This window comes from Prevotellamassilia timonensis (genome assembly GCF_021531665.1).
GTDB lineage: Bacteria > Bacteroidota > Bacteroidia > Bacteroidales > Bacteroidaceae > Alloprevotella.
In genome coordinates, this window is record NZ_JADYUH010000065.1 from 1 (window position 1) to 14,446 (window position 14,446).

10 protein-coding genes and 1 tRNA gene are annotated in these 14,446 nt (G+C 53.4%); 1 reads left to right on the forward strand and 10 read right to left on the reverse strand.

Annotation, left to right across the window (positions count from 1 at the left end; genetic code table 11):
- Nucleotides 1–491: 491 nt before the first annotated feature.
- The 8 genes from I6E40_RS09335 to I6E40_RS09370 all read right to left on the reverse strand — a co-directional run bounded on the left by I6E40_RS09335 (nucleotide 492) and on the right by I6E40_RS09370 (nucleotide 10,486).
- Entirely contained in the window at nucleotides 492–1,703 is a 1,212-nt protein-coding gene (locus I6E40_RS09335) for an FtsW/RodA/SpoVE family cell cycle protein (RefSeq protein ID WP_235386770.1), read from the reverse strand.
- Between the two features lie 69 nt (nucleotides 1,704–1,772).
- Entirely contained in the window at nucleotides 1,773–3,110 is a 1,338-nt protein-coding gene (murD, locus tag I6E40_RS09340; RefSeq protein WP_235386771.1) for a UDP-N-acetylmuramoyl-L-alanine--D-glutamate ligase, read from the reverse strand.
- 69 nt (nucleotides 3,111–3,179) lie between these two features.
- Entirely contained in the window at nucleotides 3,180–4,448 is a 1,269-nt protein-coding gene (mraY, locus tag I6E40_RS09345) for a phospho-N-acetylmuramoyl-pentapeptide-transferase (RefSeq protein ID WP_235386772.1), read from the reverse strand.
- 65 nt (nucleotides 4,449–4,513) lie between these two features.
- The gene (locus tag I6E40_RS09350) at nucleotides 4,514–5,971 is read right to left on the reverse strand and encodes a UDP-N-acetylmuramoyl-L-alanyl-D-glutamate--2,6-diaminopimelate ligase (protein ID WP_235386773.1); all 1,458 of its coding nucleotides are present in this window, start codon (nucleotides 5,969–5,971) and stop codon (nucleotides 4,514–4,516) included.
- Between the two features lie 192 nt (nucleotides 5,972–6,163).
- Nucleotides 6,164–8,563, reverse strand: a complete 2,400-nt coding sequence (locus tag I6E40_RS09355; protein WP_235386774.1) for a penicillin-binding protein — start codon at nucleotides 8,561–8,563, stop codon at nucleotides 6,164–6,166.
- Nucleotides 8,564–9,022 carry an FtsL-like putative cell division protein gene (locus I6E40_RS09360; RefSeq protein ID WP_235386775.1) on the reverse strand — a complete coding sequence of 153 codons (459 nt, stop codon included), beginning with the start codon at nucleotides 9,020–9,022 and terminating at the stop codon, nucleotides 8,564–8,566. It abuts the gene before it with no gap.
- An 18-nt stretch (nucleotides 9,023–9,040) separates the two neighbouring features.
- Nucleotides 9,041–9,970 (reverse strand): 16S rRNA (cytosine(1402)-N(4))-methyltransferase RsmH, encoded by a 930-nt coding sequence (gene rsmH, locus I6E40_RS09365; RefSeq protein ID WP_410897051.1) that lies wholly within the window; start codon nucleotides 9,968–9,970, stop codon nucleotides 9,041–9,043.
- Nucleotides 9,971–10,024: 54 nt separating this feature from the next.
- Nucleotides 10,025–10,486 carry a division/cell wall cluster transcriptional repressor MraZ gene (locus I6E40_RS09370; protein WP_235386777.1) on the reverse strand — a complete coding sequence of 154 codons (462 nt, stop codon included), beginning with the start codon at nucleotides 10,484–10,486 and terminating at the stop codon, nucleotides 10,025–10,027.
- 392 nt (nucleotides 10,487–10,878) lie between these two features.
- On the opposite strand from I6E40_RS09370, the gene I6E40_RS09375 reads away from it, so the two are divergent.
- Complete coding sequence (locus I6E40_RS09375) at nucleotides 10,879–12,714, forward strand: SLC13 family permease (protein WP_235386778.1); 1,836 nt, start codon at nucleotides 10,879–10,881, stop codon at nucleotides 12,712–12,714.
- Nucleotides 12,715–14,225: 1,511 nt separating this feature from the next.
- On the opposite strand, the gene I6E40_RS09380 is transcribed toward I6E40_RS09375, so the two are convergent.
- Together I6E40_RS09380 and I6E40_RS09385 are read right to left on the reverse strand one after the other, a co-directional pair.
- Nucleotides 14,226–14,298: transfer RNA gene (locus I6E40_RS09380), tRNA-Phe, on the reverse strand.
- On the reverse strand, nucleotides 14,264–14,446 hold a 183-nt coding region (locus I6E40_RS09385), incomplete at its 5' end, for a hypothetical protein (protein WP_235386779.1). The genes I6E40_RS09385 and I6E40_RS09380, both read right to left, overlap by 35 nt.

A 14,446-nucleotide genomic window follows, 5' to 3' on the forward strand; every position in this document is an offset into this window, starting at 1 on the left:
TATCGTTGTTACCCGAGAAAACGCAAAGGTAACTACAAGGGCTGAATACCAAGCGAGGTACTCAGCCCTAATTATAATCGTCTCAAAAAGTTTTACCGGACAGCAATAAAAAAAGATGTAAAATCTGTGCAGATATTTTGCGTACCGCGCCTTGGTACTCGGCTACCAAGCTGTGGTACTCGGCTACCGTGCTTTGGTATTCGCAGTACCACGCCTTTGGTTGACTTTTCTTCTTCCCAAGAAGGCGCCGAGAGGGGAGACACTTTTCAAGGGTTAAAACGTTGAGAATGTGTACTGTCGTATGTTTAATAGAGAGCCGCGTCGTTTTGAGAAAAATCCCAAAACGACGCGGCTTATATCTTTTCCTAAGAAAACGTTTGTTTTCAGTGATTTAGGTATCAGAAAGTGTCTCCCCAAGTTTGCGGCGCTGCGGCGAGTTTTCACGCCCGAAAACACTCAAAAAACGCTTTTTCTCACGTATTTTCCTCTCCTCACGCCTTCTCTTCTTCGCGGGCGATGCCGTCCATCGGTCCGTCGAAGCGAGTGTTTTGTGGAGCGGATACTTGGCGTGCGTAGCGGCTCACGCTGAGAATCATGCCGATGTAGCAGCAGTTGATAATCGTCGACGTACCGCCGCGGCTGATGAGCGGGAGCGGCTGTCCCGTCACGGGGAAGAGTCCGACAGCCACCATCATGTTCAGAACGGCTTGCGAGACGAGCAGCAGCGTGAGCCCCATGGCAAGGAAGGGCGGGAAGTTTCGCTCACATCGACTCGATATTCGACCCGCTCGGAAGAGCAGGAAGACATATAGAATGACCACTATGGCTGCCCCCCACAGCCCCATCTCTTCAATGATGATGGCGAAGATGAAGTCGGAGAACGCCTGGCTCAGAAAGTCGCGTTCCACGGAATTGCCAGGCATTTTGCCGATGCCGTTGCTGGAGGCGATGGCAATGTTGGCATGCGCAATTTGTGCTTTCTTGTCAATGTCAAACAGGTTCGGGTCGTCTTCGCCGTCGGTGTGCGTGTTGATGCGGCTCATCCACGTGGGGAAGCGGTGGAGTCCCGGAAGTTCTGCCACGACTTTCTTGGGCAGCACAAGTGCAATCGCCACCACGCTGGCACCTGCCAAAAGGCAGACGCCGATGAGTTTGCCAATCTGCACCAGAGAAACGCGCCCAATGAACATCATCAAAATGACCACACCGAAAAGCAGCATCGCCGTGGAGAAGTTCTCAGGCATGATGAGCAGGCAGATGGGAGCGGAGACATATAATATATATTTAAAGGCACGCGGGTCGGCGCCGTCTTCCCGCTGCATTCGCGACAGAATGAGTGCCACGGCGGTCACGACTGCCAGTTTGCCAAATTCCGAGGGTTGGAAACCTGCCATCCAGCGGCGAGAGCCATTCACTTCTGCTCCCAAGAACATGGTGACAATCAGTAGCAAGATGGAGGTCGGGACGAGGATAATTGGAATGGCTTTGAACATGCGACACGGAACCTTGTGCAACACGATGACTGCCACGGTGCCGAGGGCGAGGTTGAAGGCGTGACGTCCGATGGGCAGCCAGATGTTGCCGCTTCGATAGGCGAGCGTGCTCGCAGCGCTGAACACCTCCACCAGGGAGATGCAGCAGAGGAAAAAGAAGACGACCCAGATGACACGGTCACCCATGAATAAGGAACCTAATTTCTTCATGTTTTGTTGTAGAGGCGTGTTCTAAAGAGAGTTTTAGAGTGGGATTCAGGATGTGGAAAGAGCGTGGAATCACTCGCACCACTTTTTTGCGCAGGCTTTGAACTGTTCGCCGCGGTCCTCCATGTTGTGGAAGAGGTCGAAACTGGCGCAGCAGGGACTGAGCAGGACGGTGTCACCCTCTTTGGCGAGGCGCACACACTCACTGACGCAATCCGCCATGGAGTGGGTGTCGGCAACGGGAAGACCGAGGGCGTCGAAACTGTCGTGGAGTTTAGCGTTGTCGGCGCCAAGATAGACCAAAGCGCGGCATTTCTCGCGGATGAGGGGGAAGAGCGGAGAATAGTCGTTGCCCTTGTCCTTGCCTCCGACAATCAAGACGACGGGAGTGGTCATGCTCTCCAAAGCGCAGAAACACGCATCGACGTTTGTCGCCTTGCTGTCGTTGACGAAGCGGATGCCGTGACCGCAACCTGCGTTCTCGAGTCGGTGTTCCACGCCGGGGAAGTCCGACAGACCTGCACGCACCACTTCGGGGTCAATGCCTGCAGCCAGAGTGGCGAGCGCGGCAGCCATGGAGTTGCGCAGGTTGTGTTTGCCGGGAAGGGAGAGTTCCGCCACGGGCATCTCAAACGCTACGGGAGTGGTGACCACGAGTTTCCCGTCCTTCACGCAGGCGGTGCATCCCGTGCTCTCCTCATCGGAGAAGCCGCAGAGTGCGGCGGGGTGGGAGTGGCGAGCCAGTTCCGTGGGCACATATTCATCTCCCATCCAATAGACGAAGGTGTCCTCGGCTTGCTGGTTCTGCAAGATGCGCATTTTGGAGTCCACGTAGTTCTGCATCTTGAAGTCATAGCGGTCCAAATGGTCGGGCGTGATGTTCAAGAGCACGGCGATGTGGGCGCGGAAGTCATACATGTTGTCCAGTTGGAAGGAGGAAAGTTCGATGACGTAGTTTTGGTGAGGTGCTTCTGCCACTTGCAGTGCGAGGCTGTGGCCGATGTTTCCGGCGAGTCCGACGTCCATCCCCGCTTTCCGGCAGATGTGATAGATGAGCGAAGTGGTGGTGGTTTTGCCGTTGCTTCCCGTGATGCAAATCATGCGGGCATCGGTGAAGCGTGCGGCATATTCAATCTCGCTGATGATGGGAATGTTTTTTTCGCGCAGTTTCACAATCATCGGTGCGGTGGGTGGAATTCCGGGGCTTTTGACGACTTCGTCGGCATCAAGGATTTTGGATTCGGTGTGACCGCCCTCTTCCCATGCGATGGCGTGGTCGTCGAGGAGCGACTTGTAGCGCGGTTGAATTTGTCCCATGTCGGAGACGAACACGTCGCAGCCTTGGCGACGTGCGAGGATGGCGGCACCCACGCCGCTCTCGGCGGCTCCCAGGACAACTAACTTTTTCATGCGATTTTATCCTATTATTATTGGCGTGTGGCTTGTCTCGGGTGTTCTGAGAAGCACACGTGATGTTTTCTACCTAATTTTCAGAGTGATGATGGTCAGCGCTGCCAGAATGATGGTGACAATCCAGAAGCGGTTGGTGATTTTGCTCTCGTGCCAAGCACCCTTGGGCCATTTGAAGACATATTTGCAGTCCGGCTCGAGTTGGGAAGGGAGCACGCGGAAATTGTCGTGAATCGGCGTGCGCTTGAAGATGCGCTGCTTGATGCCTTTTCGTTTTCCCGATTTGTAGAACTCCACTTGGAGAATCACGCTGATGCTTTCCAGCAGGAAGATGCCACAGAGGATGGGGATGAGCAGTTCCTTGTGGATGATGATGGCGAGCACCGCGATGATGCCGCCGATGGCAAGCGACCCCGTGTCGCCCATGAAAATCTGAGCGGGGTAGGCGTTATACCACAAGAAACCAATCAGTGCGCCGACCATGGCGCAGCAGAAAATCACCAGTTCCTGCGAGCCGGGGACATACATGATGTTTAGATATGCCGCCATCTCGATGTGGCTTGAGACGTAGGCAAGGATGCCCAGGGCGATGCAGATGATGGCGGAGTTTCCCGCCGCCATGCCGTCCATGCCGTCGTTCAGGTTCGCTCCGTTTGAGACGGCGGTGATGACGAAGATGGTGACGAGCACGAAGAGAATCCACCCCGCCTGCGTCTTATATTTTCCGCAGAAAGAAACCAAGTCCGCATAGTCCATGTTGTTGTTCTTGACAAACGGGATGGTCGTTTTGGTGCTCTTCACCGCCTCGCTCTTGTGAACAATTTCGGTGACGTTGCCGCGGCGCTGCGTCTCAATGTTCTCTCGGATGGTGGCGTCGGGACTGAGGTAGAGCGTGAGTCCGACGAAGAGCCCGATGATGACTTGCCCGAGGATTTTGTATTTTCCCGCAAGTCCGTCCTTGTTTTTCTTGAAGATTTTGATGTAGTCGTCCAGGAAGCCGAGTCCTCCGAGCCAGACGGTGGTGACGAGCATGAGAATCATGTAGATGTTTCTCAGTCTTCCCAGCAAGAGGCAGGGAACGAGGATGGCAACGAGGATGATGATGCCGCCCATGGACGGCACGTTGATTTTCTGCACGCCGAAGGGGTCGATTTTGGCATCACGCTGTGTCTCGCTGATGCGGTGACGTTTCATCCATTTGATGAAATATTCGCCAAACCAGGCGGAGATGACCAGGGCGAGAATTAAGGCGAGGAGAGCGCGGAACGAGATGTAGGACCACATCGCCGAGCCGGGAACGCCAAATTGCTCGAGGAAACGGAAAAGATAGTAGAGCATGAGGAAAAGCGGGCTGCACCCGCGAATAAGGTTTCAGTTGTGATGTTGTTCTCAAAATCTGTGGCTCAGGCAATGCCGAAGGCTTTGCGCACCTCCTCGTGGTCATCGAAGTGGTGTTTCACGCCTTGCACGTCCTGATAGGGTTCGTGACCTTTTCCGGCGATGAGAATGACGTCGCCGGGTTGCGCCATCATGACGGCAGCGCGGATGGCTTGGCTGCGGTCTGTGATGCAGATGGTTTTGGCAAGTCCTTCCTCGTCAAGCCCTGCCACCATGTCAGCGATGATGGCGTCGGGGTCTTCGAAGCGCGGGTTGTCGCTGGTGATGATGACGCGGTCGCTGCGTTTGGCTGCTTCCTGTGCCATGAGCGGACGTTTGCCCTTGTCGCGGTTGCCGCCTGCGCCGCAGACGGTGATGACCTGCCCCTTGCCGTGGACCACCTCGTTGATGGCGGTCAGCACATTCTCCAGAGCGTCGGGCGTGTGGGCATAGTCAATGACAGCACTGAACCCCTTGGGAGAGCGGATGGCTTCGAAGCGCCCGTTGACGGGATGCAGGTCGGAGAGCACGCGCAGCACCTCATCCTGTGGTTTGCCGAGACAGAGGGCTGCGCCATAGACTGCCAGCAGGTTGCTGACGTTGAAGCGTCCGACGAAGCGCACGCTCACCTCCACGCCGTCAATGTCTAGCAGCATGCCTTCAATGCTTTCTTCGAGAATCTTCCCTTTGTAGTCCGCTGCGGTGCGGGTGGAGTAGGTGTGAACCTCCGCGGCAGTGTTCTGCATCATGAAGAGTCCGTTGCGGTCATCGGCGTTGGTGATGGCGAACGCCTGTTTGTCCAGTCCGTCGAAGAATGCCTTTTTCGCATCGCGATAGTTTTCAAAGGTCTTGTGATAGTCCAAGTGGTCGCGCGTCAGGTTTGTGAAGATGCCTCCCGCGAAGTGCAGTCCTCCGATGCGTTTCTGTGCGATGGCGTGGGAGGAGCATTCCATGAAGGCATAGTCGCAGCCCTTCTCCACCATCTGTGCCAAGAGCGCGTTGAGGGTGATGGGGTCGGGTGTGGTGTGGTCTGCTTCGATGGGCTCTCCGTCAATGTAGTTGCAAACGGTGGAGCATAGTCCGCATTTGTGCCCCATGGCGCGGAACATCTCGTAGAGCACGGTGGCGATGGTCGTCTTTCCGTTTGTGCCTGTGACGCCCACCAGGCGAAGTTTGGAAGTCGGGTCTCCGAAGAAGGTGGTGGCAACCGGTCCGACTGCCGCTTCCGTGTCATCGGTTTGGACGTAGGTCACGCCCTCAGCGCGTTCCTCGGGGATGGCTTCGCTCATGAGGATGGCGGTTGCGCCGAGTTCCACGGCTTTGTTGATATAGGCGTGTCCGTCGGTCTGTGTTCCCTTCACTGCCACGAAGAGGTGACCGGGTTTCACTTTGCGGGAGTCAATCTGCACGCCTGTGATGTCGCAATCCGCGTTGCCTTGCATGGCACGCACGTTGATTTTTGAGAGAATGTCTGAAAGTTTCATAGTCTTCTGTGTTGTGTTCAAGAATCCAAGCGGTCAAAAAGAAATGTGGACCAGAGATTGAACGGATTGAACGAAGAAGTTTGAGCGATTTGAGAGCAGGTCAGTTTCTTTAGGGGTGTTCTATAAATTACGGGATAAGGAACGTTCAAAAGAAAGTGCTTACGTTTTCTACCTAATTTTTAGAACACCCCTTTAGGCTTGCTTTTTCTTGGGTTCGGTGGCTTGTCCGTTGCGGGAAGCATCTGTTTTCTTTTTCTCCGGAGTGGACTGTTTTGCCGGAGCGGACTGTTTTGCCGGAGTTTTCTTGTCGGCGGGAGCGTTGGCGGGAGCAGGAGAATCATTGTCTGCTGCCGGGGCGGCTGTTTCCGGATTTTCTCCGTTGGCTGTTTCTGCAGGTTCTTCCTTTTTCTCTTCAGCCGGTTGCTCCGCCTTCGGTCTTTCGTCCGGGTTGCCCAGCGTCAGTTCCACCGCCATTCCTTTGGCAATGGGTTTTCCCGCTTCGATGCTTTGTTTGCTGACGCATCCGACGCCTCTGACATTCACGTGCAGACCCATCTTTTCCAGACGGAAAAGGGCGTCTCGCAGACCGTAGCCCTTCAAGTCGGGCATGTTTTTGTTTTCGGTCGTCACAGTCTCCTGCATCTGCAAACCCTTGTCGTTGGTGAGACACTTCCCCCAGTGGATGTTGCCTTCCCTGTCGTCGAAGTTGCCTTCGTGGGCGATGCCTAACTCCGTCAAGACGTTGGAGGCGGCGTGGAGATTTCCCGCACTGACCATGGGCTTGAGACAGTGGAGCGTGTCGCGCGCCTCGTCGTAGTTGTCAGAACTGCGCTGTGCCATGATGCCTTCCGCCACGCGCTTGAAGACCGGGGCACACATGCCGCCGCCCGAGGCGGGGGCACCTTTCTGAATGCAGACGATGCAGGAGTAGAGTGGTTTCTCGGAAGGGAAGTAGCCTGCGAAGGAGACGAGATATTGTGAGGCGAAGCCGTTTTTGGTCCAAACCTGGGCTGTGCCCGTCTTGCCGGAGGTGTGGAAGTATTTGCTGCCGGCTTTTTTGCCCAAGCCTTGACTTACCACGGATTCCAGACAGTCTTGGATGTTTTTGATGGCTTCCGGCTTTGCCATTCTTTCTCGGAGAACGACCACGGGGAATTCCTTCACCACCTCCCCGTCCTTGAGAATGGCTTTGACAAGTCGCGGGCGGAGCAGTTTGCCGTTGTTGGCGATTCCGTTGTAGAAGTTCACGGTTGTGATGGGCGGAATCTGTGTTTCGTAGCCGATGCTCATCCAGGGCAGTGCTGTCTTTGACCAGTTGCTTCCGTCAGGTAGCGGCATGCGGATGCGTGGTTTGGCATAGCCCGGAATGGGAATCTTGAGGTCCTCCGCCACACCTATTCTATATATACCCTCCACAAAACGCTTCGGATTGTCGTGATAGTATCGGTCAATCAGGGTGCTGACGCCGACGTTCAAGGATTTCTGCAGAATCTGCGGCACGGTGACCACGCCGGAGCCGCCGCTGCGCCAGTTGGCATCGCGCATTTTTCGACCATACATCTCCTTGATGCCGCAGCCGACGTCCACCACGTCCGTCATTTTGATGTGTCCGTCGTCCATGGCGACGAGGAAGGACATGGGTTTGAAGACCGACCCCGGCTCGTAGAGGTTCTTCACCGCGTCGGCATTGATTTCCTGATAGGTGCCGTCGCTCATGCGTGTCAGACTCGTCATGGCTTTGATGTCGCCTGTGGCGACTTCCATGAGGATGCAGACGCCGGAGTTGGCACCGATTTCCACGAGTTTCTCGTTGAGTGCGTTTTCGCAGAGGTCCTGCATGCCCACGTCAATGGTGGTGAGGATGTCGCAGCCGTCTTCCGCCGGTTGGTCAACGATTTGGAGGAATCGGTTCAGCACTTTTTGTCGGTGGGAGACACCCGGTTTTCCGCGCAGGATGGAGTCGAAACTCAGTTCCAGTCCTGTTCGAGCCGAGTCTTTGCCTTTGTAGAGGTCTCCGATGGTTCGGATGGCGAGTCTGCCGTAAGGGTTCTTTCGGGTGGGGAACTCCTCCACGTGGAAGCCTCCCGTTCCCGGACTCTGGCGGAAGACGGGGAGTTGCTTCACCATGCGATATTGGATGTAGGTGATGCGTTTGTCGTAGAGTTTCCAGTGGTGGCTTTTTGCTTCTCGTCCGGCGCGCATGAGTTTTCGGAATTCCACGGGGTCGATGTCCGGGAAGATTTTGTGCATGCCGTTGCAGATGCTGTCCATCTTGACTTCAAGCACCGAGTCACGTTTGTGCTGTTCCTTGGTGCGGCGCACGGAGTCCTTCTCCCAGGACATGAAGTCCATAAACATTTTATATTCCGGCAAACTCGCAGCCAACACCTCTCCGTTGGCAGCGAGAATGCTGCCGCGCGCAGGCTCCACCGTCTGATTCTTCTTCACGAAACGCTGACTCACCGCCATCCAATAGTCCTTCTTTACGGTCATGATGTAGGTCGCACGAGCCAGCACGGCGACTCCCACCATCACCATGAGTGTGGCGATGAAGGAATAGCGCTGCATCACTTTTTTTGCGGGGAAGTTCATTTATTCTTCAACTTTAAGATTATAGGAAGGAGTGTTGGCTGTTTTCAGAGTGGTATCGACGAGCACCTCTTGGATGTAACTTCTTCGCATTTTTTCTTTCAGCTGGCTGCTGCGAGTGAGGGCTTTGTATTTTCTGTCAATCAGCGTGTCGGTGAGGTTTCTTGTTTCGATGAACTCCTGCTGGCAGCGGTAGCGGTTTCCGACATAGAGCACCAGCATGACGACAATCATGACCAGGAAGAAGAAATTCCGGCGAAACCATTTGCCGGCGAGAATGTCTCCGCCGAGCAGGGTGCCGAGTGTCACAGACTTGTGGTCTTCGGTGACTGAGTCGTCTTCTTCCGAGGTCAGTTCCTTGAGTGCTTGCAGTGAGTCCTTTTTGGGGGCGGAGTTCTGCAACTCCTCTTCTTCAGTCGCTTTGCTTCGGAGTTGTTCGTCTTCTGAGTGATTCTCTTTCATCTTTTCTGAGAGATAGTTCTAAAAGGAGTTTGTTTTTTGTGTGTTCTCTTTTGTTTTCTCCGCGATGCGCAGTTTGGCGGAGCGGCTGCGCGGGTTCTCCTCTTGTTCTTTGTCGGAGGGCACGATGACTTTGTTGTTCACCGCTCGCCACGGGGTCAGTTTCCGCCCGAAGAAGTCTTGCTCCACTTTTCCGTCAATCTTTCCGGCTTTGATGAAGTTCTTCACCATGCGATCCTCCAGAGAATGATAGGTCAGCACCACCAGTCTTCCGCCGGGGCGGAGATATCGGAGCGCACTTTCCAGCATGATTTTCAGGGCTTCCATTTCGTGGTTCACCTCAATGCGCAGAGACTGGAAGAGACGAGCGAGTTCTTTTTTTCCTCGTTCGCGGTCAATGAGGCGTTCCACCGCTTGCAGGAGGTCTTCGATGGTGTCGATGGACTTGTTCTTTCTTGCCTTCGCCACCGCTGCAGCCAAGGCTCGGCTGTTGCGGAACTCGCCGTAGAGATAGAAGACATCGGCGAGCCGGTTTTCATCGTAGTTGTTCACGATGTCGGCAGCCGTCATGCCGCCTCGTCCGTTCATTCTCATGTCCAACGGGGCGTCGAAGCGGAACGAGAAGCCGCGGCTCTCGTCGTCAAAGTGGTGGGAGGAAACGCCGAGGTCGGCAATCAGTCCGTCAAGGTTCTCCACGCCGTAGTATTGCATCCAGTTGCTCAGATAGCGGAAGTTGCTTCTGACGAAGGTGAAGCGCTCGTCGCCTTCGGGAATGTTCTGTTCGGCGTCCGCGTCTTGGTCAAAACTGTAGAGGTGTCCCTCTTCGCCGAGGCGGCGCAGGATTTCGCGGCTGTGACCGCCGCCGCCGAAGGTCACATCAACATAGGTGCCGTCGGGGCGGATGGCGAGACCATCGATGCTTTCTTGGAGAAGGACTGGGATGTGATACATGGTTTCAGGCATTGAGGGGACGAAAAAACGAGATGATTCCCCTTGAGGGTTTGACTATTCTTCGTTTGCGGCGTGATTTCCCAGCAGTGTTTCCACCGCTTCTGCATAGGTCGAATCGTCGAAGATGCTGCGGTCTGCCACTTCAGGACTCCAGATTTCAATGTGGTTGGCGACGCCGATGAAACGCACCTCTTTGCTGATTCCGCAGATTTCTTGCAGACGCTTCGGAAGGAGCAGACGTCCTGTGCCGTCAAGAGAAACCTCTTCAACTTCGCCGAAGAATCGGCGCATCACCATGGCATCGCGCGGATTCCAGGCGTTCAGACGGTTCCTCACTTCCTCAGCCTCTTTGCGCCAGACACTCAGCGGCATGAGCACGAGACAGGGCTGATAGACATCGCGGCGCAACACCAAATCTCCGCCCCCTTCTTCGTGAAGTTGGCGGCGGAAGTCGGACGGGAGAAACACTCGCCCTTTGACGTCCAATTTGGCGTGAATCGTACCGGTGAAATTCATTGTGCTTGAAAAGAGTTTTCAAAAGTACGGACATTTCCCCACATTTCCCCACATTTCTCAAAACTTTTTCAAAAATAAATTTTCGCTCTTCTTTGGTAAATTGATATTATATCTTGTATATCAGAAGATTAAATGAGATTAGAAATTTCTTCAAATGAGTGGGGAGAAAATCATGAAAACGTTCTTTGGGGCTTAATTTGTGTTCTGTCTTGCCGGGATGAGTGAACTCAGTTTCTTCGTCTCAAATGTTTTTGCTATCTTCGCGACAGAACGGAGGCGTTTGAATCCGTTTTTTTATCGACACATTTTTTGACAGAACTTTCTTTCAACCTTTTAAGCGGAGATTTCCACTTTCAGTTGAGCATCATTCACTTTTCAATTGAATCTTGCCCATGACCATCACGTTCGTTGTTTTGATTCTTGCAGCCGCTTGCTTTGTGAGCGGTCGCATTCGTGCCGATTTGGTGGCGATTTGTGCCGCCCTTTCCCTCGTTCTCACCGGCGTGCTCACGCCGGAGGAAGCATTGAGCGGTTTCTCCAACCCCATTGTCATCATGATGGGCGCACTCTTCATTGTTGGCGGCGGCATCTTCAGCACCGGTCTCGCTCGCCGCATTGGAATCGGCATTCTTCGCTTGGCGGGTGAAAATGAGACGCGTTTGTTCGTGTTGCTCATGTTGGCGACGGCGTTTGTCGGTGCCTTCGTCAGCAACACCGGCACCGTCGCGCTGATGCTTCCCATCGTCGTCAGCATGTCTCGCTCCATGGGTGGAAATCCCTCCCGTTTGTTGATGCCGCTGGCGTTCGCCGGAAGCATGGGCGGGATGCTCACGCTGATTGGCACTCCCCCGAACCTCATCATTCGGGACACGCTGGAGGCAGCGGGCTTTGAAACGCTTCGCTTTTTCTCCTTCACGCCCGTAGGGTTGATTTGCATCACCGTCGGCACGCTGGCTCTGCTTCCGCTTTCCCGTCGTTTTCTCCGCTTTGAGCGGATGCAGCAAATCAGTCCGAAGGGAAAGTCGCTCAAGGAGTTGACGGAAGAATATGGGGTGGGGCGCGGACTGACTGCACTCAGAATCAGCCCCAACACTTCCCTCTGCGGAGCCACGCCGGCACAGGCTGACATCTATGCTCGCTACGGTGTGACCATTCTCGAGATTCGTCGCACGTCCGGCGGCAAGGGCGCGTTGCGCCGCATCAGCCAGTATGCCCTCCCTGACTGCGTCATGGAAGCGGGCGATGTGCTCTATGTCACCGGCTCAAAGGAGCAAATCCATCTTTTCGCCACAGAAGAATGTCTCGCCGTCCTTTCTTCCGACAAGACTGCCCGCAAACTTGGGTTTTGGGAGGTGGGCATGGCGGAGGTACTGCTCCTGCCCAATTCTTCCTGGGTCGGCAGAACCATTGCCGAGTTGGAGTTCCGAACCCGCTTCGGTCTGAATGTGTTGGGCATTCGCCGCAGTGATGCCTATTTGTTAGAAAACTTGAAAGGTCGTCGCCTACGTGCTTCCGACATTGTGTTGGTGCAGGGACCTTGGAACAATGTTTCGCAGTTGGAACAAAGGGGCGGCACGGATTGGGTTGTGCTCGGACGTCCCGGCGAGCAGGCGGCTCGTGTCACCCTTGACCACAAGGCTCCTTTGGCGGCACTCATCATGGTGGCAATGGTGATTTGCATGGCGTTTGACTTCATTCCCGTAGCCCCCGTCACTGCGGTCACGCTGGCTGCTGTGGCAATGATTTTCACGGGCTGCCTGCGCAGCATGGAGGAGGCATACAAAACCATCAACTGGGAAAGTCTCATTCTTTTCGGTGCCATGCTCCCGATGTCCGTTGCGTTGGAAAAGACGGGTGCTTCTCACCTCATATCCTCTTCCTTGGTGCGCGCTGTGGGCGACTGGGGACCCTATGCTCTTTTGGCGGCGGTCTATGCTTCCACCTCCTTGCTCACCTTTTTCATTTCCAACACGGTGACGGCGTTGCTCATGGCACCCATCGCGCTCTCGGCTGCGGTGGAGCAGGGCGTTAGCCCCGTCCCTTTCCTCATGGCTGTCACCGTGGCTGCCAGCATGTGTTTTGCCTCGCCTTTCTCAACTCCTCCCAACGCGTTGGTCATGAGTGCGGGAAGCTACAAACCGATGGACTACGTCAAAGTTGGTCTCCCGCTTCAATTCATCATCGCTTTGGTCATGCTGGTCGCCCTCCCGCTGATTTACGGTTGGTGAGGAACTTCCATCCGGGTGTCATAAATGTATGTTCATTTCAACCCTGCACTATTCGTAAATAAAAGGGGAAAGAAAAAACTATACAACTCTACACAAAACCCTACATTTTGCGCGTAACATTGCTGAAATTTAGCGCGTTAAACTGTGTAGGGTTTGTGTTTCAAACCCTACACAAACCCTACACAAAACTATACACAGAACCCTACACGAACCCTGCATAAAACCCTACACAGAACTCTCACAAAACCCTACATTTTGTTTTTGAACATGAAACACGCGAATGGAGCAAGTGTGTTGTTTGTTGTGGCGGTGTGTCATAATGCACATTTTGGCTTCACCCTCGAAGGTGCGTCAGAATGGCTAAGATGCAAGGCGCTGAGGATGAGGGCGCAGGGAGTGTACTGAAGTACATGACCAAGCCCGAATCCGATAGCAACGAAGCAGATTGGCTATTATGACACACCGCCTCCAAAATTTTCCACACCCAACGCCCTTTTTCGGTTTTAACACTTCTTGCTTTTGGCGATGAAAAGTATTATATTTGTACAGAGATATGGGAGGAGCCTCGGCTTCCCCCTTTTTTCGTCACTTTCCCTTTAAAAACGGGGATTTAGGAGCGCATCCAGGAAAAATTTGCCTTCCTCTAATTTAAATTTCCCTTCTTCTAATTTTAATTTCCCTTCTTCTAAGTAAAACTAAGCGCCGAGTAGGCAAAATTGGGAGGAGGAAAGTGTTCTCGGAAGTTAAAAATGTTAATGTCGAATCGCTGAAAAAACGCTCAAAATTGTTGGTTTTTTTCGGCGGAAGCCTACCCCAGCCCCTCCCTAAAGGGAAGGGCTTTTCAAAAGCCTACCCCAGCCCCTCCCTAAAGGGAAGGGCTTTTCAAAAGCCTACCTCAACCCCTCGCTAAAGGGAAGGGCTTTTCAAACTTCAACATGAGGTTCCGTGCTGGGTTCTGTGTAGGTTTTTGAACGTCTCAGTGTAGGGTTTGAAACGCTCGCTGTGTAGGGTTTGAAACGCTCGCTGTGTAGGGTTTGAAACGCTCGCTGTGTAGGGTTCGATGTAGGGTTTAATGTATAGTTTGTGTATAGTTTGGATTACAAACCCTACATTCCGCAACGCACTGAAAGACATCGGCATTACGAGCAAAATGTAGGGTTTTGTGTAGAGTTGTATAGTTTTTTTGTTCCCCCTTTATTTATGTATAGTGTAGCGTTGAAACGGAGTTACATCAAACCCTACATAAAAGAAAAGTTCGTAGTACGCAGTGCCGCAAATTCAACCTCTGCAACAAGGCGAATGTATCTATATTATAGAAGTTGAACCGGAGTCACAAGGCAGGATTAGCACTCCCAGTCCTTTGCTCTAATCAAACAAAAAGAACTCCGCATCGGGAGTTCTTCGTGGTGCCACCAGAAATCGAACCGGGGACACAAGGCAAGATTAGCACTCCCAGTCCTTTGCTCTAATCAAACAAAAACGACCCAGGAGATTACCTGAGTCGTTTAATGTGGTGCCACCAGGAATCGAACCGGGGACACAAGGATTTTCAGTCCTTTGCTCTACCAACTGAGCTATGGCACCTTGGAGATTTGCGGTGCAAAAGTAATTTGAAATTTTGAAATGGGCAAATGTTTTTTAAAAAAAGACCCCACACAAACACGGCTCTTTCATTTAAGAATAAAATAGCGACAAAAGCTCCCTTACCCGATTCAGTTTGAATTGGGTAAGT

Bases quoted from the DNA above. Each gene is read 5' to 3' on its own strand.
- I6E40_RS09335 (WP_235386770.1), bottom strand. From the start codon at position 1,703: ATGAAGAAATTAGGTTCCTTATTCATGGGTGACCGTGTCATCTGGGTC.
- murD (WP_235386771.1), bottom strand. From the start codon at position 3,110: ATGAAAAAGTTAGTTGTCCTGGGAGCCGCCGAGAGCGGCGTGGGTGCC.
- mraY (WP_235386772.1), bottom strand. From the start codon at position 4,448: ATGCTCTACTATCTTTTCCGTTTCCTCGAGCAATTTGGCGTTCCCGGC.
- I6E40_RS09350 (WP_235386773.1), bottom strand. From the start codon at position 5,971: ATGAAACTTTCAGACATTCTCTCAAAAATCAACGTGCGTGCCATGCAA.
- I6E40_RS09355 (WP_235386774.1), bottom strand. From the start codon at position 8,563: ATGAACTTCCCCGCAAAAAAAGTGATGCAGCGCTATTCCTTCATCGCC.
- I6E40_RS09360 (WP_235386775.1), bottom strand. From the start codon at position 9,022: ATGAAAGAGAATCACTCAGAAGACGAACAACTCCGAAGCAAAGCGACT.
- rsmH (WP_410897051.1), bottom strand. From the start codon at position 9,970: ATGTATCACATCCCAGTCCTTCTCCAAGAAAGCATCGATGGTCTCGCC.
- I6E40_RS09370 (WP_235386777.1), bottom strand. From the start codon at position 10,486: ATGAATTTCACCGGTACGATTCACGCCAAATTGGACGTCAAAGGGCGA.
- I6E40_RS09375 (WP_235386778.1), top strand. From the start codon at position 10,879: ATGACCATCACGTTCGTTGTTTTGATTCTTGCAGCCGCTTGCTTTGTG.